General features: G+C 45.9%; 15 protein-coding genes. 9 read left to right on the forward strand and 6 right to left on the reverse strand.

The window, feature by feature from the left end:
• Positions 1–2 precede the first annotated feature (2 nt).
• Positions 3–605 (forward strand): SET domain-containing protein-lysine N-methyltransferase, encoded by a 603-nt coding sequence (locus ACX0G9_RS13630; protein ID WP_459065471.1) that lies wholly within the window; start codon positions 3–5, stop codon positions 603–605.
• Complete coding sequence (locus ACX0G9_RS13635; protein ID WP_459065472.1) at positions 602–997, forward strand: SET domain-containing protein-lysine N-methyltransferase; 396 nt, start codon at positions 602–604, stop codon at positions 995–997. Before ACX0G9_RS13630 ends, ACX0G9_RS13635 begins: the two co-directional genes overlap by 4 nt.
• 94 nt (positions 998–1,091) lie before the next feature.
• On the opposite strand, the gene ACX0G9_RS13640 is transcribed toward ACX0G9_RS13635, so the two are convergent.
• Together ACX0G9_RS13640 and ACX0G9_RS13645 are read right to left on the reverse strand one after the other, a co-directional pair.
• A complete protein-coding gene (locus ACX0G9_RS13640) occupies positions 1,092–1,217 on the reverse strand; it encodes a hypothetical protein (protein ID WP_459065473.1) in 126 nt (41 codons plus the stop codon).
• Between the two features lie 156 nt (positions 1,218–1,373).
• Positions 1,374–3,731, reverse strand: coding sequence for a GH92 family glycosyl hydrolase (locus ACX0G9_RS13645; RefSeq protein WP_459065474.1), 2,358 nt, complete (start codon positions 3,729–3,731; stop codon positions 1,374–1,376).
• 144 nt (positions 3,732–3,875) lie between these two features.
• Here ACX0G9_RS13645 and ACX0G9_RS13650 point away from each other — a divergent pair, with 144 nt between their 5' ends.
• The 7 genes from ACX0G9_RS13650 (at position 3,876) to ACX0G9_RS13680 (ending at position 15,428) form a co-directional block, all read left to right on the forward strand.
• Positions 3,876–5,612: an ABC transporter ATP-binding protein gene (locus ACX0G9_RS13650; RefSeq protein WP_459065475.1), complete on the forward strand. Its 1,737-nt coding sequence runs from the start codon at positions 3,876–3,878 to the stop codon at positions 5,610–5,612.
• Between the two features lie 80 nt (positions 5,613–5,692).
• Entirely contained in the window at positions 5,693–7,501 is a 1,809-nt protein-coding gene (locus tag ACX0G9_RS13655) for an ABC transporter ATP-binding protein (RefSeq protein ID WP_459065476.1), read from the forward strand.
• Between the two features lie 116 nt (positions 7,502–7,617).
• Positions 7,618–10,110 (forward strand): TonB-dependent receptor domain-containing protein, encoded by a 2,493-nt coding sequence (locus ACX0G9_RS13660; RefSeq protein ID WP_459065477.1) that lies wholly within the window; start codon positions 7,618–7,620, stop codon positions 10,108–10,110.
• A gap of 35 nt (positions 10,111–10,145) precedes the next feature.
• Positions 10,146–11,153, forward strand: a complete 1,008-nt coding sequence (locus tag ACX0G9_RS13665; RefSeq protein WP_459065478.1) for a YncE family protein — start codon at positions 10,146–10,148, stop codon at positions 11,151–11,153.
• A 26-nt stretch (positions 11,154–11,179) separates the two neighbouring features.
• Positions 11,180–12,646 (forward strand): CoA-acylating methylmalonate-semialdehyde dehydrogenase, encoded by a 1,467-nt coding sequence (locus ACX0G9_RS13670; RefSeq protein WP_459065479.1) that lies wholly within the window; start codon positions 11,180–11,182, stop codon positions 12,644–12,646.
• Between the two features lie 87 nt (positions 12,647–12,733).
• Positions 12,734–14,119 (forward strand): aminotransferase class III-fold pyridoxal phosphate-dependent enzyme, encoded by a 1,386-nt coding sequence (locus ACX0G9_RS13675; RefSeq protein ID WP_459065480.1) that lies wholly within the window; start codon positions 12,734–12,736, stop codon positions 14,117–14,119.
• Between the two features lie 40 nt (positions 14,120–14,159).
• Positions 14,160–15,428, forward strand: a complete 1,269-nt coding sequence (locus ACX0G9_RS13680) for a DmpA family aminopeptidase (RefSeq protein ID WP_459065481.1) — start codon at positions 14,160–14,162, stop codon at positions 15,426–15,428.
• Positions 15,429–15,440: 12 nt separating this feature from the next.
• Here the strand turns inward: ACX0G9_RS13680 and ACX0G9_RS13685 are convergent, their stop codons facing one another.
• The 4 genes from ACX0G9_RS13685 to ACX0G9_RS13700 all read right to left on the reverse strand — a co-directional run bounded on the left by ACX0G9_RS13685 (position 15,441) and on the right by ACX0G9_RS13700 (position 23,502).
• The gene (locus ACX0G9_RS13685) at positions 15,441–16,619 is read right to left on the reverse strand and encodes an aldose epimerase family protein (protein WP_459065482.1); all 1,179 of its coding nucleotides are present in this window, start codon (positions 16,617–16,619) and stop codon (positions 15,441–15,443) included.
• A 66-nt stretch (positions 16,620–16,685) separates the two neighbouring features.
• Positions 16,686–17,864 (reverse strand): galactokinase, encoded by a 1,179-nt coding sequence (gene galK / locus ACX0G9_RS13690; RefSeq protein WP_459065483.1) that lies wholly within the window; start codon positions 17,862–17,864, stop codon positions 16,686–16,688.
• A 108-nt stretch (positions 17,865–17,972) separates the two neighbouring features.
• Positions 17,973–21,359: a VCBS repeat-containing protein gene (locus ACX0G9_RS13695; RefSeq protein ID WP_459065484.1), complete on the reverse strand. Its 3,387-nt coding sequence runs from the start codon at positions 21,357–21,359 to the stop codon at positions 17,973–17,975.
• Positions 21,360–21,597: 238 nt separating this feature from the next.
• Positions 21,598–23,502 (reverse strand): RagB/SusD family nutrient uptake outer membrane protein, encoded by a 1,905-nt coding sequence (locus ACX0G9_RS13700; protein WP_459065485.1) that lies wholly within the window; start codon positions 23,500–23,502, stop codon positions 21,598–21,600.
• Positions 23,503–23,517: the final 15 nt, after the last annotated feature.

Genomic DNA, 23,517 nt, shown 5'->3' on the forward strand with positions numbered 1-23,517 from the left:
GGGTGACGGGCATTTCGCCAAACACAAACGATTGCGGAGCCATAACAATCGATTGTGCAAGTTTTCAACAATGGGATAATACCTGTAGTTTTGCCCCTGTGCTACCGGCCTTTGCCCGGTTAAGTAATAATAACATCGTGCCTATGCCGGTTGAAAACAGACCACTCAAAATAATTGATCCGGAAGTAATCGCCCTGAAACCGGATCATCTGGAGATAAAAACAAGCCCTATTCATGGGCGGGGAGTATTTACATCCATTCCTATCCGCAAAGGCCAACTAATCGAACTGGCTCCGATTCTCCTTCTTAATGAAGCAGAATCTTCTTCCATAAAACAATCATCGCTGTATCCGTATTATTTTTTACATGGTAAAAAGGGAGAATGTTGCCTGATCGGATTGGGGTATGGCTCGCTTTACAATCATGCCTGCCCTGCCAATGCCCGGTACAAAATCCGTTTAAAAATGAAGGTGATGGAGTTCATCGCTTTTCGTGATATCGGGGCAGAAGAAGAAATTACGATTAATTACAATGGAGATCCGTTGGATGCTTCCCTGGTGGAGTTCGATCCCATAAACGAAGAACCGGAAAACGATATGCTATGAGTATTCCCCTATATATCCGGGAAGTAAAGGAGCGGGGACGAGGAGTTTTCTCCGGTCAGGCTATCCCAGATGGTGAACTTATCGAGTCATGTCCACTGTTGATCCTGAAACCCGAAGATTTTTACCTGGTTACCAGTACCTTCTTAAATCAATATGTCTTTTTCTGGGATAAGGAATACGGTGAACTCTGCATAGGCCTGGGCTTTGCTTCCCTATACAACCATTCCTGTCCATCCAATGCCAGTTATTTTATGAACCATGAGACGCAGACCATGGAAATCTTTTCCGTCAGACCCATTGCCCCGAATGAAGAAATTACCATCAATTACAATGGAGAACCGGATAATCCTTCTGTTGAATGGTTCAAAGGAAAGGGCATCATTATTAAATAACCATCCCAAAAGCGAAAAAAGAAAAAAGGCGCTTCCAAAATTAATGGAGCGCCTGGACATATTGTTTTTCGTTATCTATTTAACAATTATCTCTTTAACTCTTGATGGTGCCGGAAATGAACAGGTAAGTCAGCAAACCGATAATAGCCAGAAAACTTAAGGCAGCAAGAATGGTGCTGGCCTTTTCTCCAAATTGGAAAGGGTGATTGATCTTTTTCATGCGACGGATTTTTAACATTGACTAATAAAAATGCATAATCGTTATTAGTAATATATGAATAAAACCCGGTAATTCCTATGGCTTGATTTTGAAAATATCAACTTTCTACAATTACCCTATTTGCAATGAGTTATCTATTTTATTTAAATTTTCACTTTAATGTTTTGCACTCATATAGAACACCATTTTTCCCCCATTCATGATTTCCTGGTGAGTGATCGTCCGCCGGTTAAGCGGCTGCCCATTCAGGATGATCCTTTTGACATATACATTTTTTTCTGACTGGTCCCTGGCCTCGATCCGGAAGATATTTCCATTCTCCAGTTCAAGGGTGGCGGCATTGATCGCCGGGCTTCCAATAGCATATTCATCAGATCCGGGCGCTACCGGGTAGAATCCCAGGGTACTGAAAATATACCAGGCGCTCATCTGACCGCAATCATCATTTCCTCCAAGGCCATCCGGGGAATTGCGATACTGTTTGGGAAGGATCATCCTTATCTTTTCCTGGGTCTTCCACGGCTGATCGGTCCAGTTATACAGATAGGCAACATGGTGAGAAGGCTCATTCCCATGTACATAGTTGCCGATAATGCCGTCTTTGGTGATATCTTCGGTTTCCGCGAAATATTTGTCCGGCAATTCCATCGTAAACAGGGAGTCCAGGTGTTGCACAAAACGTTTCTTTCCACCCATCAGGCCGATCAGTGCTGCAGGGTCATGAGGGACATACAGACTGAAATTCCAGGCATTTCCTTCGATGAATCCCTGGTCATTGGTACTCAGGACATCAAATTCCTTTTTAAAACTGCCATCGCTCAGTCTTGGTCGCATATATCCAATCGATGGGTCATATACATTCCTGAAGTTTTCAGACCTTTTGAGATATTCCTGGTAAATAGCCGTTCTGCCCAATTTTTTAGCGGCCTGAGCGATACACCAATCGTCATAGGCGAATTCCAGGGTAGTTGATACCGAATTCCCGTTTATTTCAGCCGGGACATATCCCTTATCGATATAAGAACCCAACCCCATAAAATCCCGGTGCCTTGAAGTGGTTATACAGGCATCCAGGGCTTTACCCGCATCGAAGGGAGTATTACCTTTCACAATTGCGTCTGCGATCACCGATACGCTGTGATAACCCGACATACACCAGTTCTCTGTCGCCGAGTTGGACCAGATGGGCAGCATATGTTGTACACTTTGGTCATAATGAGCCATCATGGATTGGATCATATCGGCATTCCTGTGGGGCTGCAGCAAATTAAATAAGGGATGCAAGGCTCTGTGTGTATCCCATAAGGAAAAAGTGGTATAATTCGTAAACCCTTCCGCTTTATGGATTCCCTGATCCAGTCCGCGGTAGGATCCATCCACATCCATATAAATAGTGGGGTTGATATAGGCATGATAAAGAGAAGTATAAAAATTTATCTTTTCTTCCTGGCCAGCCTCTATGAGGACTTTTTTTAATTCGGTATTCCATAAAGCCTGACCTTCCTGTCTGACCTTTTCAAAATCCCATCCCGGAGTCTCTGTCCGGAGGTTCAGCAAGGCTCCCCCGGCACTAACCGGAGACAAGGCAAATTTTAGTTTTATCTTCTCTCCTTCTTTTGTCTGGAAATCAAAATGCATCCTTATCTGTCTGCCGGCCATTTCAGGAAAATTTTTCTCCTGGTCGAATTTGCCCCAAAATCCTTTATATACCTGTTTTTTGGAATAGTTCTTCCCGCCATATTGCACAAAAGGTTTGGAAAAGCTCAGCGCAAAATACAGGATCCGTGTCCTGCCCCATCCGCTGGTCTGACGGTAACCAGTGACCAGGGTATCATTTTCTACCCGGACAAAGGTCCAGACATTCTTATCTTCATAATTATAGATACCGCTCATCAGGTCTAAAATAATATGCGCATCATCCGATGCAGGGAAAGTGTATTGATGAAATCCGACCCGCGTAGTAGCCGTCAGTTCCGCCGTAATATTATAATTTGCCAGCTTTACTTTATAATAATCTGCTTCTGCCAACTCCGTCTCATGGGAAAACGCGGACCGGAACCCGCTACCAGGCTTTTCCGCCGTACCCGGATTCAGCTTTAGAACGCCGGTTGTAGGCATAATCAGAAAATCCCCAAGGTCGGAATGACCGGTTCCGCTGAAATGGGTATGACTGAATCCGACGATGGTTCTATCATCATATTGATACCCGGCGCAATACTTATACACATCCGGGTTATATTTTACGTTTTGTTCATACGGAATGGTATCCGTATCCGGGCTTAACTGAACCATTCCAAAAGGAACGGTGGCGCCGGGATAGGTATGTCCCATCCGTTGGGTCCCTATAATGGGTCTGACATACCGGGTCAATTCCCCTTCCGGAGCCTTGGCCTCTCCTGCAGGTTTTGAAGAAGACTGCGCTCGGGTAACAGTAACCCCAAATAAGGAAGCCGACAGAAAAATCCCGGCAAAGGCTTTTGAAAAAATGGTCATTTTGTTGATAGATATATACATAATAAATGATCTTATATATGAGTTGAATAATAGAATCAGGGAGTCAGTGCCCATAGTTTCTTATTTTTACATACGCCAGGATCAAAAACAGGAAGGCTAAAGGCAACGCAAATATATATGGACAAGACCACAGGACAAAAACCAATGAAAAAACCACCCGGTATTTCCTCCCTGCTTAAACCTTACAGAGGGCTCATCTTTTTACTGGTGCTGCTGGCGCTTTTCAGCAATGGCATCAACTTATGGCTGCCAAGGATCATTGCTCAGGCCATCGACGGATATACGTTGGATAAAGGCAGCCTTGCTCCGGTAATCCGGGAATTTGCCCTTGCCTCGCTCTTCATTTTTATTTTTGGCTATTTGCAGAGCGTCGTTCAGACCTATGCTTCGGAGCGGGTTGCCCGGGACCTTCGAACACGGCTATCGGAAAAGATCTCCCGGCAAAGCCATGCTTTTGTACAAAAAGCAAATCCTTCCAAATTACTCACCAACCTGACCTCGGATATAGATTCCATAAAACTATTCGTTTCCCAGGCCATTGTCTCTATCGCTTCCTCTCTGTTCATAATCGTAGGAGGGGCTACCCTTTTATTGATTATCAACTGGAAACTGGCACTCGTCGTATTACTCATCATCCCCATAATCGGAGGGACCTTTTTCCTGGTTCTGCGCAAAGTGCGCTCTTTATTTAAAAAAGCCAGAGAGGTTATTGACTGGCTGAACAAAGTGATCAATGAAAGTATCCTGGGATCGGCCCTGATCAGGGTGATCAATTCACAGCAACTGGAGTACAATAAATTTGTGGAAGCCAATACAGGCGCTTTAAATCTTGGCATTTCCATTTTACGGCTTTTTGCCATGCTGATTCCCGTCATCACCTTTACCGCTAATATGGCTGCGCTGAGCATCCTGGTGATGGGAGGTCATTTTGTTATAAACGGGAGTATGTCCCTCGGAAATTTCGCTGCTTTCACCAGCTATCTTTCTATGCTTATCTTCCCTATCCTGGTGATCGGTTTTATGAGCAATGTGATTGCCCAGGCTACAGCATCCTACCAACGGGTGAACGAGATATTACAGGCACCCGATACCGCCGACACGGGTACGATCCGGGAGGACCTGAAGGGAGCCATCGAGGTTAAAGACGTCTCCGTTTTCTATGGGGAAAAACCGGCATTGAAACATATTTCTTTTTCGCTGCCGGCCGGTTCACAAACAGCTATTATCGGTCCTACTGCAGCCGGAAAAACCCAGTTATTATACCTGCTCACGGCCCTGATCAAACCGACTACCGGCACCATTGAATTTGACGGTCGGGAACTGGCCAGCTATGAGAAGGCGAATTTCCACCAACAGGTCGGTTTTGTTTTTCAAAACAGCATTATATTCAATCTGAGTATCCGGGAGAATATCGCGTTCAGCGATACGGTAACCGACGAATTCCTGGAAAAAGCGATCGCTACCGCCGAGCTAAAGGACTTCGTTGATTCTTTACCGGATAAGTTGAATACGATCGTGAGCGAGCGGGGAAGCAGTCTTTCGGGCGGACAAAAACAACGGATCATGTTGGCCAGGGCTTTGGCGCTAAATCCAAGGATCTTATTATTGGACGATTTTACAGCAAGAGTGGACTCCAATACAGAGGAAAAGATATTGGAGAATGTAAAGAAAAACTACCCGGGGTTAACCCTTTTGTCCATTACGCAAAAAATAGCGCCGATCGAAGGATACGATCAGATCATGCTCCTGATGGAAGGGGAAATGATTGCCAAGGGTACTCATAAAGAATTGATGGAGTCCTGCCCGGAATATGTGCAGATCTATGATTCCCAGCGAAGCACCAGTCATTTTGAGCCAACCGCCACCGAATTAAGATCCTGACCGAAGAATTAACTGATCCAAGAATTAAAAGATCGGGAACTAACCGATCAAAGAACTAAAGAAATACAATCCTGAAAATTGTGAATTACAATCTTAACCATACCGATAATTTACCATCCGGAAAAAAGAATACCACCTGGTCCTCTCTCCGGAGCCTGCTGGGAATGATGTCGGGTGAAAAAAACAAGCTGATTCTGGCAGGGATCGCTATCCTGATCAATTCTTCCGTCAACCTGCTGGGGCCGATGGTCATCGGGATGACGATCGACCGTTATGTTCAGCACAAGGAATTCCATGGGGTATTGATAAATGCGGGGATTCTTTTAATTCTTTATATCGTCGGCTTGGGTACCAGTTATTTCCAAACCCGGTTAATGGGAGGATTTGGTCAACGAATGTTATTTACCCTGCGCAATTCCGTTTTCAATAAACTCCTTGAATTGCCTGTAGCCTTTTTTAATCAGAATAAGGCCGGAGATTTGATATCGAGGGTGAATAACGATACGGATAAATTAAACCAGTTCTTTTCTCAATCCCTTATGCAATTTATCGGAAGCATCTTTACCATGACAGGCGCGGGAATTTTTCTTTTATGCATACATGCGGAGCTGGGTTCAGCAGCCCTGGCACCTGCGCTCCTGTTATGGGTATTTACCAAACTCCTGTCACCCTGGGTAAAGAAAAAGAATGCCGTGAATATGCAAAGCGTCGGTGGGATGAGCGCCGAGATTCAGGAAAGCCTGAATAATTTTATGGTCATTATAGCCTTTAACCGGAGGGATTATTTCCGGAAACGGTTTGAACAGGCCAATCAGGATAATTATAAGACGGCCATAAGCGCCGGTCTGGCGAATAATATTTTTATGCCCGTATCAGGGTTATTTGCCAACCTGGGTCAACTGATCGTATTGACCTTTGGCATTTACCTGATTACTTCCGGCCACTTCACGATAGGTCTGCTGATCAGTTTTTTAGCCTATATCAACAATTTTTACAGCCCGCTCCGTCAGCTGGCCGCTTTATGGGCTAATTTTCAGGTTGCCCTGGCAGGATGGGACCGGATATCCAGGATCTTATCGATGGAATCCGACCTGGTTACCGTAACAGGAGGCCAGGAAAATATTTCCCTGAGCGGTAATGGGGCCGCAGACAGTAACAAGTCCATTACACCTGCTATTCTGGAATTCAGAAAGGTCTCCTTTCATTATCCGGATGGTAAGGAAGTCCTTCATCGGAATAGCTTCCGGTTGGAGAAAGGAAAAACATATGCCCTTGTCGGTCCGACCGGGGGCGGAAAAACGACCACGGCTTCCCTGATCGCAAGATTATACGATCCCACCGAAGGAACGGTGTTTTTGGATGGAAAAGATATCCGTTCCTACAGCGACCTGGAAAGGTCGCGAAAGATCGGGTTTATCTTACAGGAGCCTTTTCTCTTCACCGGAACAGTCAGGGAGAATATCTTATATAATAATGATCAGTATAAGGATCATTCCAACGAACAACTTGCGGAGGTGATCCGTCAGGCCAACCTGGAAGCTTTGCTGACCCGTTTTGATGCAGGGTTGGATACCCCGGTTATTTCAGGAGGCGATGGGATCAGTCTGGGGCAGAAACAACTGATCGCCTTCATGCGGGCGGTTTTGCGCAATCCTGAATTGCTGATTCTCGATGAAGCGACCGCCAACATCGACACGGTTACTGAAAAGATGCTGGAGGATATCCTGCATAAATTACCGGACACCACTACCCGGGTCATCATAGCCCATCGTTTGAATACCATTGAAAATGCCGATGAGATCTATTTTGTGAACTCAGGAGAGATCACCAGGGCCGGCTCTTTGGATCAGGCGGTAGACATGCTCCTTCACGGAAAAAGGGTGAGCTGAGGCGACGCTGCCAGCCCTTATCCTTGGTCGGTTTACAGGTTTACTACTTCAGGATTTAAACAGAATGGACAGATAATTTGCAGACTTGCTGAATTTCACCCTTGTAACGATTTTTCATGAAGTTTGTAATTAGCCTGTTTGCACTGGTTTGTGTTTCGTTGGTTGGGAAGTCCCAGGTAACCGGTTCTGCCGCTCCCCAAAAAGGCAGGATAACAGGCAGGATCATCGACTCGGCATCGAAGGCTGTTATTGAATACGCTACCGTTACGCTGTTCACGCAAAAAGATAAAAAACCAATTAATGGCGCCACTACCCATTCAAATGGAACATTTACGTTGGACGACCTGGCCCCGGGAATTTATACCCTGTCTGCCGGATTCATCGGCTACGGACCTCGATTGATCGGGCCGGTTTCTTTGACCAATAAAACACAGAACATTTCTCTCGGAGATGTTTTCCTGGCTAAAAAAACGCAGGACCTTCAAAGCGTGACCGTTACCGCCACCCGGGGACTGATTGAAAATAAGATCGACAAGATGGTATACAATGCCGAAAAGGATATTACTTCCCAGGGCGGCCTTGCTACGGATATTCTGAAAAAAGTGCCGATGGTAGCTGTTGATGTGGATGGAAATGTTACCTTGAAAGGGAACTCCGATATTCTTTTTCTTATCAATGGGAAACCTTCCAGTATTTTCGGAAACAATCTTGCCGATGCACTTCAATCCATTCCCGCCAGCCAGATAAAAAGCATTGAGGTCATTACAAGCCCAGGAGCGAAATATGATGCGGAGGGGACAGGAGGCATCATCAACATTATTTTGAAAGATAATAAAATGCGGGGGATAAATGGCAATATTAGCCTGACCGGAGGAACCCGCCTGGAGAATGGCTCCCTGAACCTGAATGCCCGAAAAGGAAACCTGGCCTTAAATGCTTTTTTTAGCGGGAACGCACAATTATCCGCCACAACCATCAATAAAAGCAACCGAAATTCGGTGGATACGGGCAGCCAAACGCACGAAAGGCTTTTACAGGACGGGAGCAGTTCTTTTGAACGGAATGGTTATGAATCCGGGCTAGGTTTTGACTGGACGATCGATCACCGTAATAGCTTTTCCGGTTCATTTGGCTATGATAATTTTGGGAATAACAATAAAGGATCTTTCAATCAGGAACAAACCCAATATGCCAATCCTTCGGGAAATACTATATCCGACATCAATTCCCTTGTCCATTCCAACAGTCATTTCCGGGGGCATTATATGGACTGGGATATCAATTATAAAAAAACTTTTTCAAAGGAAGATCAGGAATTGAATATTGCCTATCAGGCCAATGTAGGACATAACCGGTCGTTCTACAGCCAGGATCAAAGCCTGGCTCCCGATGATCCGGCATTTGCCGGTTCCTACAGTAATAGCGCAGGTAAGGATCAGGAGACGAACTTCCGGCTGGACTATGTTCAACCCCTGAACGAAAAGGTGAAACTGGAGACCGGAGGCAGAATACAACTCAGGAAAATTACCAGTGCGTCCGATGTATATTCCCTGGAGCAGCCTGCTTCGGTTTATACGTATGATACCGCCCAATCCAATATGCTGAATTATAAAAGACAGGTTTATGCAGGATATGCGTCCTTATCTTTTTCGCTCCTGAAATGGCTGGATGTTAAAGGAGGCTTACGTTATGAACGCACTGAAACCACTGCCGGTTTTTCCAAAGCTGTCAATACCGTAATCCCCGGATATAACACTTTTGCACCTTCTCTGATCCTTTCCCATTCCTTTGAAAAAGAGCAGACGCTGAAGATAAGCTATTCCAAAAGACTGCAGCGGCCCGCATACAGGGTCCTGAACCCTTACGTGAACGCCAGCGACCCCAAAAACATATCGACCGGTAACCCCTACCTGGCTCCCGAGATCTCCCATAATATCGATCTTACCTATAGTAAATCTTTTGAAAAAGGAAGTGCCTTGAATATTGTCCTTTTTTATAGACGTTCCGACCAGGATATTCAGCCCTATATCACTTATTATCCCAGTTACCGGATCGGCGATTCGGTATATACGAATGTATCCGTCAATAAACCGGTGAATGTGGGCTCCGAGAATAATTTCGGTTTGAACATCTATGGCTCCGTACCCCTGACCTCCAAATTAAATATCCGCAGCAATCTTACTTTTTTTGACCGGTATATCACCACGGGACTCCTGGGAGGCAGCCCCATCAGTACCTTCAACTACAGAGCGAACATCAATGCCACCTACCAGCTTACCCGTACTTTTATCCTGGAGTTTTTTGGTAATTTCAATTCGCCACGCAATGAGATACAAGGGAAATTCCCTTCCTTTACTTCTTATAATTTTGCATTCCGAAAACAGGTATGGAATAAAAAAGGAAGTATTGCCTTTACGACCACCAATCCATTTGCCCAATATGTAAACCAGGAAACTTCCATAACAGGATCTAATTTTTCCTTGAACAGTCTTCGCCGTATACCTTACCGTTCATTTGGAATTAATTTCACGTATAAATTCGGAAAACTGGAGTTTAAAAAGGATAAAGAGGAAAATAAGGATCAACCAAACCCCGGTGAGAACAATTGAGTTTCATATTCATTTTCATTTTAAAACCAATTTACATGAACCTGCGTCCTTTTTACCTGATAATTGTTTGTTGCCTGGTTTCCTATACGGGAATAACACAAGGCCCCAGTGGCTTTTCGGTAATAAAATCCTATAAAATCGCCAGCTCCGGAGGTTGGGATTATATTGCGGTCGGCCCGGATAAAAAATTATATGTCTCCCATGGCACCCAGGTGAATATTCTTGACCAAAAAACAGGCGATTCGGTGGGTGTTATTCCCAATACGACCGGCATTCATGGAATTGCCTTTATCGAGTCCACCGGTAAGGGATATACCAGTAATGGCCGGTTAAACAATGTCACCGTATTCGATCTGAAAACAGCCGGAATACTAAAGCAGATCCCGACAGGGCAAAACCCGGATGCCATTATGTATGATCCTTTTTCTAAAATGATCATTACCTGTAATGGCCGGAGCAATGATCTCTCCGTAATAGATCCGGTTTCCGAAAAGGTAGTTGCCACCATTCCCGTGGAAGGCAAACCCGAAACGGCCGTATCGGATGAGGCCGGCAGAATTTTTATCAATATCGAGGACAAGAACAGGATCGCCGTAGTAGATATTACTACGAATAAGGTGGTGAGTAGTTGGTCCATTACTCCCGGCGATGGCCCAACAGGGCTTGCTATCGATACAAAAACAAAACGGCTGTTTGCCGGTTGTGATAAAATGCTGATCGTGGTAGACGCCACCAATGGGAAAATCGTAGATAAGCTGACGATCGGGGACGGATGTGATGGAGTGGCCTTTGACGGTGGATTGAACTATGTCTTTGCTTCCTGTGGAGAAGGTAAACTGACGATTATACAGGAGCATTCTGCCAATTCCTTTTCCGTCATTGATAATGTTCCCACCAAGAGAAGCGCCCGCACCCTCGCCGTAGATGAAAAGACCCATGAAGTATATTTACCAGCAGCCGATACCCAACCAGGCGCGGCCGGAGAAAGGCCCAAAATGGTGCCGGGAACCTTTCAGATCCTTGTGGCAGGTAAACGTAACTGAATAGTATTTTTTCAGTAAATTGTAAAATGAACCTGAGTAAATACGGACGTCTCAAAAATTTTGTCAATGGGAATTTCATGGCAGGTACTACAGAGCGATTTTTGCCGGTTATCTCCCCTATAGACGGCTCTCTACTTGCAGAAATGCCTTGTTCCTCCTCAGCTGATCTGGATGAGGCAGTAAAAGCTGCCACTGCAGCATTTCCGCATTGGAGTAAAACCCCCATAAAAGAACGGGTACAAGTATTCTTCCGTTATAAATATTTACTGGAAAAAAATCTCCGGGAGCTGGCTCAATCCATCAGTGATGAAAATGGAAAAACCATGGGTGAATCCATTGCTGAAATAGAAAAATGCATCGAGCTTACCGAATTTGCGACTTCCCTGCCCCAACTGGTAACCGGTGAAGTGCTTGAAGTCAGCAAAGGTGTTGAATGCAGAACAGAAAGAGTAGCATTGGGAGTGGTAGCCTCTATCGTACCTTTTAATTTTCCGGCTATGGTGCCGAACTGGACGATTCCCAATGCTTTGGCCCTGGGCAATTGTATCATCGTTAAACCATCCGAAAAAGTTCCTCTTACCCTGACCCTGATTGCGGCTTTGCTGAAGGAAGCCGGCCTGCCCGACGGAGTTTTTAATATCGTGAATGGAGACGAAGAGACCGTGCAGGCGATATGTGATCATCCGGGAATTGAAGCTGTATCCTTTGTCGGCTCGACCAAGGTGGCAAAGCTGGTTTACCAGAGATCAACTCATAATCTGAAACGTTGTCTTGCACTGGGCGGGGCAAAGAACCACCTGTTCGTATTACCGGATGCCAAACCGGAAATGACAGCCCAGAATGTAGCTGCCTCTATGAGTGGGTGCGCCGGGCAGCGTTGCATGGCGGCTTCCGCCATGATTGCGGTTGGTGAAATGGGCACGATCGTGGAAAAGATCTGTGAGGAAGCCCGGAAGATTATTCCGGGCCATAATCTGGGGGCAGTGATCAATGCGGCTTCTAAAGAAAGAATTGAAAGGTATATTACAGAAGCTGAAGAACAGGGAGCAAAGATATTGGTCGATGGCCGTGGCGCAATAGTGAAAGGAAAGGAAAAAGGAACTTATGTAGGGCCGACGGTGATCGATTATGTCCGGCCGGAAATGGCCGTGGCCAGGGAAGAGATCTTCGGTCCTGTTATCAGCATCATGCGGGTGGGCACCCTGGATGAAGCATTGGAGATAGAAAATGCAAGCCCTTATGGCAATGCAGCTTCCGTATTTACTCAGAATGGCAGCTACGCCCGGTATGTGATCGATAAGGCAAGCGCGGGAATGATTGGCGTAAATGTCGGGGTTCCCGTACCGCGTGAACCATTTTCTTTTGGCGGATGGAATGAAAGTAAATTCGGAGTCGGTGATATTACCGGAAAAAGTTCTATTGAATTCTGGACCCGGTTAAAGAAGAGCACGATCAAGTGGAATCCGGAAGCCGGAGTAAATTGGATGAGTTAACCCCCCAACCCCCTAAAGGGGGAGTATTCCAAGCCATAAGAGAGGGTGAAATTAAAAAAAAAATATCCAGATTACAAATTATTTGAAATGAGTGAAGCCAATGATAAACTCTCCGTGTTACCAAACTCCCCCTTCAGGGGGCTGGGGGGTGACATCATACAGGACAATCTCGACTATACCCTTTTCTCCTGGAGTAAACAAAAGGGGATCGCTCCCATCGCCGTTCAATCCGCAAAAGGAGTTTATCTGTATGATTATGATGGCAAACGATATATCGATTTTTCTTCCGGGTTGATTAATGTGAATATCGGTCATGGAGATCAGCGGGTGACGGATGCCGTGGTCCGGCAAATGCAGGAGGTTAGTTATGTTACTCCGGGTTGCGTGACCAGGGCGCGGGGGGAATTGGGGAAAAAGCTGGCATCCATAACACCCGGCAATCTGAAAAAAACCTTATTCACCGTTTGCGGAGCATCCGCTATCGATAACGCTATTAAACTGGCCCGCTTGTACTCGGGGCGTCACAAGATCATTGCCCGCTACCGTGCTTTTCACGGTGCTTCCTATGGAGCCATGACAGCCGGCGGAGATCCCAGGAAACTGCCAAACGATGCTCAGCAGGTTCCTAATATCATACATGTTGAAGACCCCTATTGTTATCGCTGTCCCTGGGGAAGAGAAATGAGCACCTGCAGCCGGGAATGTGTCTCGCATGTAGAAAGAATTATTGAATTCGAAGGACCGGAGAATATTGCCGCTTTAATCATGGAGGGAGAAAGCGGGACTTCCGGCTGTATCAAATATCCGCCCGATTATCTTATCAAAATAAGGGCATTATGTGATAAATTCGGTATCCTGTTGATTGTTGACGAGGTGATGAGCGGGTTTGGGAGAACAGGTAAATGGTTCGCCTCCGAATTGCATGGAATAGTTCCCGATATGATTGCCACTGCCAAAGGGATAACGGCGGGGTATTTACCTTTAGGCGCCCTGATCGTCACGGATAAAATTGCAGATTATTTTAACGACAAAACCCTATGGCTGGGTCTTACCTATTCCGCTCATCCTGTTTCCTGTGCTGCAGGATTGGAGGTATTGAAGATCTATGAAGATGACAGGCTGATTGAAAATGCGGCAGCCATGGGTCTGTATATGGAGCAACAGGTTGCCCTGCTTCAACAACGGCACCCCTGCATCGGGGATTTCAGGAATACCGGTCTGCTTGGATGTATCGAACTGGTGAAGAGCCGGCTAACGAAGGAACCTATGGCGCCTTACAATGCCAAACCGGAAGAAATGATCGTGATGAACCAGGTAGCCGGAAAATTAAAAGAATTGGGCATGTACGCCTTTGTGCGATGGAATTATGTTTTTATCGCCCCGCCGCTATGCATTACCCGACAGCAGGTTGATGAAGGGCTTGTTATAATCTCTGAAGCCCTGTTGATCGCAGACGCCCATACACAGCAATAGGTTGTATCCTAAAAACAGCATCCTTACACAACAGGAATATATGGTAAAAAGATCTTCCAATCTGCTGCGCAAACCAGTAATAGCCTTGCTTCTGTTAGGTCAACTCTCCGTTCAACAGGGAGTTGCGCAGAAACCTGCACAATACAAGGAGCTTTTCTCCGGAAGTCCTTCAGCAAAAGGAGGCACCCAGAGGGCGAGAGATCTTGGCGTACCATTCGATGGAATGCCTGGCAAATTTAATGCGATCACAGATGTGGCTGGTGTAACGGTTGGGCAAACTACACTGATCAGCGGTGAAGGTCCTTTGGTAAAAGGAAAAGGACCGGTTAGAACAGGGGTGACGGCTATCCTGCCCAGGGGAAAAACTTTTGATCCCGTATATGCAAATTGGTATACTTTAAATGGTAATGGAGACATGACGGGTACTCATTGGATTACAGAATCCGGTTTTTTGGAGACACCTATCCTCATCACCAACACGGGAAGCGTTGGACTTGTTCGGGATGCGGTCTGGGAATGGATGGATGACCGGCATTACTATAATACCTTTTATAAAAATTATTGGTATGCCTACCCGGTCGTAGCAGAAACTTATGATGGAATTTTTAACGATATCAACGGTCACCATGTAAAGAAAGAGGATGTCTTTTCAGCTTTGGACAGTGCCCGGTCCGGAACGGTCGAAGAAGGCGGTGTCGGAGGCGGGACTGGAATGATGTGTTATAATTTTAAAGGAGGGATTGGTACGGCTTCCAGAGTTCTGGGCAAAAGTGCTGGCGGTTATACCGTCGGGATTTTGGTACAGTGTAATCATGGCACCCGCACGCAACTAACCATCGCCGGAGTTCCGGTTGGGAAAGAATTGTCTGATACCTTAGCCTATATTATCGATCAACAATCCTTCGGCATCGCGCAATCCATTCCCAGGGATGAAACCGGATCCATTATTGTCGTTTTGGCGACAGATGCGCCACTGTTACCCGGACAATTGAAAAGACTGGCTCAACGTATACCGCTTGGCATCACACGAACAGGTGGAATTGGCGGGAATGGCTCCGGAGACATTTTCATCGCTTTTTCCACGGCTAACAAAAATGCCTTCAGCAATACGGAAGAGAAACAGGTAACCACCCTGGCGAACGACCAGATCAATGCTTTATTCTCGGCGACCATCCAGGCTACAGAGGAAGCGATTGTCAATGCTTTGTTCGCCGGTAAAACCCTTGTTGGCATCAATGGCAATACGGTGCATGGTTTGCCCCGGGAAGCCGTGATCCGCATCTTGAAAAAATATAACCGCCTTCACTGATAAGAAAAAAGTCTATTTTTTTACAGAAAATTTATATACCGTCGTTGTTTGATATTGTTTCCCCGGAGTTAATACCGTTGAAGGAAAAGATGCCTGGTTCGGTGAATTGGGGTAATGCTGGGTTTCCAGACAAAAGGCCGTCCGGAAATCATCTTTTTTGCCCCCCTTTATCGGATTGGTTCCTGCCATGAAGTTCCCTCCATAGAATTGAACGCCCGGTTCAAGGGTAAACACTTCCATATAAATTCCACTTTGATCCCCAAGTATAGTAGCAGCCCTATTCAAACCACTTCCTTTGACAGGATTCAGCACAAAATTATGGTCATATCCCTTGCCGTATTTCAATTGAATATTATCCGCTCCGATCCTGGAACCTATAGCAGTTGGTTGGCGGAAATCAAAAGGAGTGCCGGCAACCGGATCTACTTTGCCTGTCGGAATCAGTGTAGAATCAACAGGTGTATAATTATCTGCATTAAGCTGCAACAGATGATCATTGATGGTTCCGCTGCCCTGGCCATTGAGGTTAAAATAGGAATGATTGGTAAGATTCAATACGGTGGGTCGATCAGTGGTTGCCAGATAGTCGATCTTCAATTCATTGCTATCCGTCAACGTATAAGTAACTTTTACCTGAAGATTGCCGGGATAACCTTCTTCCCCATCTTTAGAAAAATAAGATAATTCCAATGCCTGACCATTGGGTTGTTTCGCATCCCATACCCCGGCTGCAAAACCTTTTTTTCCTCCATGCAAATGGTTGACGCCATTATTGACCGCCAACGTATATTCCTTCCCTTCCAGTTTAAATTTCCCCCCTGCAATACGGTTGCCGTATCGGCCAACAATAGCACCGAAATAGGCCTCCGGCTGAAGGATATAACGGCTAATACTGTCATAGCCCACTACGACATCCGTTATAGTTCCATTTTTGTCAGGCACCAACAGACTTACTACACGGGCTCCATAATTAGTTATCGCCGTCTCCATTCCCTGTTTATTCCTGAGGACATAAAGGGCGGTAGCTTTCCCATCCACCGTAGCCTTGAAAGCATTACTGTCAGGCAGCCGGATTGTTAGAGGACGGGTAGAAATGGAATCGGTAACAGGGACAGGCTTTTCATTACCGTTGCCGCAGCTCATGATAAAGCAGGCTACTGCCAGAAGGGAGGAAAGATAAATTTTGTTCATATGGCATATTATAATTGATTGATGAAAATATAGAAGGAAGGAAAAACCTAATCCAATGTAATGTCTCTACCCGTTAAACCGGGAAGTGCCGTTTTCAATCTGCCCTATATACACCTTTAATTCCTTGTTCATGGCCCGGGCATAGGCGTTAGTCGTTTCTGCCACTAATTCCTGAATAGCGTCTTCTTTCACCAGGTTGATCGTGCATCCTCCAAATCCTCCTCCCATCATCCGCGCTCCCAGAACGCCCACGTTGTTCCTGACAGCATCCACCAGGAAATCAGATTCAGGACAGCTGACTTCATATTTAAGACTCAATCCTTCATGAGATAAAAACATGCGGCTTCCGAAAGAAAGGATGTCCCCTTTCCGGAGATCTTCACAGGCGGCCAGCAAACGGAGGTTTTCCTCTACTACATACTGACATCGTTTGAAAATCAGCGGATCGGCAGGAGCTACATATTGATCCAGCATTTCCGGTGTCACATCCCGCAGGCTTTTCACTTCGGGATGATATAGGTGAATAAGTTCTACCCCCTTCTCACATTGCAGCCGCCTGGTATTATACTCGGAAGATGCTAAAGAGTGTTTGACATTCGTATCCAGCAGGACGATCCTGATCCCATCCATATTAAAAGGAACATATTCAAAATCCAGTGATTGACAATCCAGTCTGATTACCTGCTGTTTCCGGCCGAACATACTGGCAAACTGGTCCATGATGCCGCATTTTACCCCTACAAACTCATTTTCAGCCTTTTGGGCCAACTTTACCATAGCCAGGGTATCCAGTCCCAATCCAAAAAGTTCATTCAGGGCAAAGGCCGTTGCGCATTCCAGGGCAGCGGAAGAAGACATCCCGGCACCCAAGGGGATATCGCCCCCAAATACGCAATTAAATCCTCCGATGACATGCCCGTTATCCTGCAGTTGCCGGATAACACCGAGAATATAGTCAGGCCATTGGAGGGCAGAAGGCAGGATCTTTTTCGTATCCCCATCGTACCGGATATCCAAATCATGTGACACAATTTGGAGCAACGAATCCTCCCTGGGGGAAATGGCCATATAAATGGCCTTATTGATAGCGGCAGGTAATACAAAACCCTTATTATAATCGGTGTGTTCTCCAATCAGGTTAACCCTTCCCGGAGATCTTACAACCAGCGGTTCTTCTGCAAACAGGGTTTTAAATTTTTCAATCACAGCGGACGCGAGCGTAGCCTCAGCTTCTATTACAATCATAGTTGAATGACAATTGTCGTTAACAGGTCGAATGGGGATAATCCACAGTTGGAATATCTTGCAACTGTCAAAATAACATCTATTTTAACGGAAAATAAAAAATAATTGTTATTTGGCCCGGTATGCCCGCAAGGAGTCCTGGTTTATCCCGAACAGCAGGGTTTTATCAAAAAGGAGCACAGACCTGACATCTCCTTTTAAATGGAAACCGGAATGTAACTGATCGATATAACTAAAATTCCCTTTGCCATCCCCTTTAAGCAAAACGCCATAATTGGCATCCTGTTTACCAAAACGTAGTCTGGCATGATTAATATTCCCGCATAATAACAAGTCCTGGTTACCATCCTTATCATAATCAAGTGCCGTAATGGTAAATACAGGTGAAAATTGCACCTGCAACGGCAATTCTTTTTCATGGAACCTTCCGTCCGCTCCTCTTGAGAAAAAGGAAGTTTTCAGGCAGTCTGCCTGAAGGCGGATTGTTCCTTTTAATTCCTCTTCCTTGAAAATATTCGTTATCCGGGCCTTTGCGTAACTCTGATAATCCGGAAAACGTTTGCTCATATTGCCGACCTGTTGCAGCAATTCATCCCTTGACATAAAAGGATAGCTGGTGTCTTTTATGTAAAAACAAAGTATCGGATCAACCGTGCCATTCCCGTCAAAATCTTTATAATACAATTCAGCGGGATGCTGAACATCGGCCTTGCACTGGGAATTCAGGCCCAGGTTGCCGACAACCAGGTCCGGTCTTCCATCCTGGTCGAAATCTCCCACCAATAGTTTATTCCACCATCCCCCAAAAGATCTGTCAAAATAATCCCTGGTTTTATTACTTAATTTCCCTTTGTCGCTGATAAACACAGTGATGGGCATCCACTCGCCTACCAGCACCAGGTCGGGTCGTTTGTCCCCGTTCAGATCGATCCAGGCAGCATCCGTTACCATTCCGGCTTTTTGCAAATCCGGCGCGATCAAGGAAATCTGATCGGTAAAATGCCCTTTTCCGTCATTTAAAAGCAGGAAACTGGAAGGTGTTTGGGGATAAGAACCCGGAATGGACCTCCCGCCCACGAAAAGATCCGGCAGGCCATCTCCATTGATATCTGCCACCCGAACGCAGCTTTTGCTTACCCGCATTTCCGGTAAAGCACCAGGGCTTCTTTTGAAATTTCCTTTTCCATCCCCAAGGTATAACCGGTCATTCAGCAAGGCATCTTCAGGTAAATAATTATGATACCCCCCGCTGGCAACATAGAGGTCCATATGACCATCTCCGTTGGCGTCAAAAAATACGGCATCGGCATCCTCTTGCAGGCTATCCTCTTCAAAGGAAATTTCCGGCTTCTTTAGGAATGTTCCGTTTTTTTGCTGAAGATAAAGGGTGCCTGCCTGCCCGCTCCCCGCACCCGCATAAATATCCTCCAGCCCATCTCCGTTCACATCCCCTTTTACCAGGCAAGGTCCGGAATAGGATAACGGATTGATCAATTGGGGCTGTCTTTTAAAATCATTGATCGCTTTAACCGGCTGGCGAAAGGCTAATGGGGATACGATCTCCCCAAATAGGGGGGATACCCTCGCCTGCTTGCCGTCCGGGGTTGTTGCCTCTCTCTCCTTCAGCGTTAACAGCTGATCTGCCCGGACCTGGGTCAGCAGTTGTTTTTTGCCTCCTGACCAAATCACACATAAAGTATCGATGACAGATTCCTGCCCTAGTCCAAAGTGAAGGACGGGTGATACGCAGGATTGGTAACCCTGGGCGGGCATCTGCTCGAGGTATTGTTTTTTCCCTTTATCGTACAAGATCAGTTTAGCCCCGATCCCTTCTGTATTTTTCCCGGCTCCTTCGAGTTTTATCTGCAAATAATGATTCTTTGATAACCGGTCGGCATGGTTCTCATATACAAAAGCGGCCTGGTTGGTATTATTTGTCACCAGGTCGAGGTCCCCGTCATTATCAAGATCTGCCCAGACCGCTCCATTGCTGTTGGAAGGCAGCCTTATCCCCCAACGTATACCCATATTGGTAAAACTCAGGTCTCCGTTGTTGCGGAAAAGATAGCTGGTTACATTGGAAGAAGGCATATGTGCCACTATATCCAGCACATCTTCGCGTTTCATACGTCCTTTACTTTCCCGGTAAGCCTCCATGTATTTAATGAAATCCATATTGGTATAATCCCGCACATATCCATTGGTCACAAAAAGATCTTTCCAACCATCATTATCAAAATCAGCCCACAAAGGCGCCCAGCTCCAGTCCGTATTGGAAATACCTGCCAGTTGACCTATCTCGCTGAAAGTCCCGTTCCCATTATTTAACTGCAGCATATTGCGCATGTATTGATAATAAAAACCGGACCGGAGATTCAGGTCGAATTTTTCATAATTATCGGGCGCAAATAATAATTTTTGCCGGCGGTTGTCTTCAGGAAGCATGTCCAGGGTCATGATATCCGGTAACGCGTCGTTATTGATATCGGCAATATTATTTCCCATCGAGAATTGGGAAATATGACCAAAAGAAGCCTGGAGCTTATCGGTAAAAGTGCCGTTATGGTTATTGATATAATAATAATCGGGCACCGTATAATCGTTGGAAATGTAGATATCCGGCCATCCATCGCCATTGATATCGGCAATACCTGCCCCAAGGCCATAGGTCAGGGAAGAACTGCTGAGACCGGACTGTTCCGTCACATCATGGAAATGCCCTTTGTCATTGCGGAATAACCGTACCCCGCATTGCGGGTTTGGAGTCTTGAGGATAGCATTGGTGCTGACCTCATTCAATACCGGAAGGGAATTGGGATTGTGATTCAGCAAAAACATATCCAGGTCTCCATCATGGTCATAATCAAAAAAGTAGGCTTGCGTGCTGTAAGATGAATCCGCAAGGCCATATTGTGCTGCCTGTTCACTGAAATGCGGAATACCCGCTGCATCATTCCCATCATTGATGAATAATTGTTTAATCCTTTTTGGGCCAGGCAATTTGCCCGAATAACAAACATATATATCCGGACGGCCATCCCCGTTGATATCTGCCACAGAGACTCCTGTTTTCCAGGGCCCAGGTCTTCCGGAAACTCCTGCTACGGCCGTAATATCTTCAAATTTTAATTTTCCTTTGTTCAGAAAGAGTTTATTTTCCGTCATATTTCCGGAGAAATAAATATCCTGTAATCCATCTCCGTTAAAATCACCTATTGCGACTCCTCCCCCATTATAGAAATATTCATACAGCAGTACATTAGTGTTTAACCCTTCGTTCAGATTATTGCTGAACAGCACATGCGTTTGTTCCGGGGAAAGTAAAGAAAACAGGGCATTGGAATCGGCAGGAACTGTTATCCCGGCGGTACCTGAAGAATCCGTAGCATCGTTTGCCTTTGCACCGGAATTCCGGCATTCGGAGAGGAACAATATACCGAGTACCGGCAGGCAGGAAAGGCCTATTCTGGACAAACTGGAAATAGAGAGTGGCAATGGCGTACTGATTGAAATGTTTTTACCTGTCAGTTGACGGAATACAAATGGAAAAAATCTATGCCGGTTTTACATCACGGCATAGATTTATAGGTTTTTCTAAATTCGTTTTTTTCACAAAGGGTAGTACCGAAGGCCCTCCTTCGGTCGCGACGCATGGCACCATCCTTGGCTGTTCCGCAACGCATTGAGTATTAATGGGGACATGCGACAAATTTTATATAGGAGCATGGCACCATTAATACCCCGGATTCTGGACCAGTTTACTGTTTTTGTTCACCTCATCCCTGCTTAAAGGAAGGAAGTACATTTTATCCACCCACTGTCTGTTTTCCAGACTATTGTCCTCTACCGGGCTATAGGTATAATTATACAATGTTTCGTCATGCCGGTAAGGCGAAGGTGCCAATGCAGCTGGTTTCAGGGTACCGGCCACACTAATATATACCAATTTTCGTCCGAATGCTGCCGGTGCTATCATCCAGCGGCGGGCATCATGGTACCGTTGTTCTTCATAGACCATTTCGATCCTGCGCTCATTCCGGTAACGCTGTCTCAAGGCATCTCCTGATTCGGTAATGGCCGGCATACCCGCGCGGAAACGGATCTTGTTCAGCCAAATTTTAGCGTCCGATTCCTGTCCTAATTCGATACATGCCTCGGCATAGTTCAATACGGCTTCCGTATACCGGAAAAATGGCCAGGGAATGTATTGGCGGGTTGTGTTGTCGACGATATTAGGATCCGGATCGATAAATTTTTTCATATAATAACCAGTCCAACTGCCGTTCCAGTTCTCTATGGCACTTTGACGGGTATCCAGGCCGGGAACAGTTTTGCCTGGGGCCGTTTCGTACTGACCAGTTTGGATCTGATTAACGGGATCGACATTTCCGGATATTTTATCACGCGGTTTCCAACCGGCGCCATCATACATGATGGTTGCATAAAAACGGGGATCACGGTTAACGTACGGGGCAGCTTTTTGTGCGGGAACCGACCAGCTGAATTTAGTTCCATCCATCATTTCATAATCGTCCACCAATTCCTGTATGGGAGCATTCCCCGCCCAGTTATGATATCCATTGGGGCCGTTGGCCAATCCTACATACATCCCGGCATATTCATCCTTATTAGGCGTAAAATCCCTTTCGAAGATCAGTTCGGAGCCGGCGGACTGGTCTATATCCGGACTTTTACTTCCCCCACCCATAGCGATAGACAGATAATTCTTTTGGGCATCAGCAGAGCTAGCAGGAGCTACAAGATCCAGTTTATATCCTCCTCCTGCTGTAGATATTACCGCCCAGGCGGCATCTTTTGCTGCCTGCCACCGGGTGGTGCGATCTCCGGAAACATAGCCCAATAACTCAGGATTGGCAAAACCCGAGATCGTGCTTGAAACCCCTTTTGCAGTTGGTATATCGTGCAGATCACTGGCTGCATACAATAGTACGCGTGATTTGATTGCCAGGGCCGCATTCACGGAGGCACGACCTTTCGGCATGGTTTTTCCGGACAAAAGGGAAATAGCCGTATCGCAGTCCGCCAGAATAAAGGTAACACACTGATCATAGGTGCTCCTCGCGATGGTATAATCCTGGTTCAGGTCATAGGTTTTACCAACCAGGGGAACGCCGCCATAATACCGGACCAGTTGCTGATAATAATAGGCGCGCATAAAATGGGCTTCTCCCAATAGGCGGTTTTTCAAAACCGAATCCTCAAAAGTGGCAGTTGGCAGTTTCTCCAGGGCCACATTAGCCGTCCTGATCTTATCATACATGCTCTTCCATTCATAGGTATTATTGGTCCACCCGATATTGGAAGGGTTCAGTGTGCCTTCATTGACGGTATTGATCCCCCGCCCGGCATGCGTAAACACCGCTTCATCCGAAAGGGCTGCCAGCATTTGCTCGTCAAAACCTCCGTTACCCAGCCCTTCATTTACTCCATTGGGGGGATTTTGAGTATAATCAATCGAATAATAGATGCCATTTACAAAAGCTTGGGCAAGCGCTCCATCCTTCCAGGTAGCATCTGCCGCGACCGTAGTCTGGGATTTTGTATTCAAATAATCTTTATTGCAGGAAAAAAGGAGCAGACCTGCCGGCAATAAATATATGTATTTAAAATTTTTCATAAACTTCAATTTTTT

It is taken from the genome of Flavitalea flava (genome assembly GCF_054461575.1).

Bases quoted from the DNA above. Each gene is read 5' to 3' on its own strand.
- ACX0G9_RS13700 (WP_459065485.1), bottom strand. From the start codon at position 23,502: ATGAAAAATTTTAAATACATATATTTATTGCCGGCAGGTCTGCTCCTT.
- galK (WP_459065483.1), bottom strand. From the start codon at position 17,864: ATGATTGTAATAGAAGCTGAGGCTACGCTCGCGTCCGCTGTGATTGAA.
- ACX0G9_RS13645 (WP_459065474.1), bottom strand. From the start codon at position 3,731: ATGTATATATCTATCAACAAAATGACCATTTTTTCAAAAGCCTTTGCC.
- ACX0G9_RS13665 (WP_459065478.1), top strand. From the start codon at position 10,146: ATGAACCTGCGTCCTTTTTACCTGATAATTGTTTGTTGCCTGGTTTCC.
- ACX0G9_RS13660 (WP_459065477.1), top strand. From the start codon at position 7,618: ATGAAGTTTGTAATTAGCCTGTTTGCACTGGTTTGTGTTTCGTTGGTT.
- ACX0G9_RS13680 (WP_459065481.1), top strand. From the start codon at position 14,160: ATGGTAAAAAGATCTTCCAATCTGCTGCGCAAACCAGTAATAGCCTTG.
- ACX0G9_RS13670 (WP_459065479.1), top strand. From the start codon at position 11,180: ATGAACCTGAGTAAATACGGACGTCTCAAAAATTTTGTCAATGGGAAT.
- ACX0G9_RS13640 (WP_459065473.1), bottom strand. From the start codon at position 1,217: ATGAAAAAGATCAATCACCCTTTCCAATTTGGAGAAAAGGCCAGCACC.
- ACX0G9_RS13650 (WP_459065475.1), top strand. From the start codon at position 3,876: ATGAAAAAACCACCCGGTATTTCCTCCCTGCTTAAACCTTACAGAGGG.
- ACX0G9_RS13685 (WP_459065482.1), bottom strand. From the start codon at position 16,619: ATGAACAAAATTTATCTTTCCTCCCTTCTGGCAGTAGCCTGCTTTATC.
- ACX0G9_RS13635 (WP_459065472.1), top strand. From the start codon at position 602: ATGAGTATTCCCCTATATATCCGGGAAGTAAAGGAGCGGGGACGAGGA.
- ACX0G9_RS13675 (WP_459065480.1), top strand. From the start codon at position 12,734: ATGAGTGAAGCCAATGATAAACTCTCCGTGTTACCAAACTCCCCCTTC.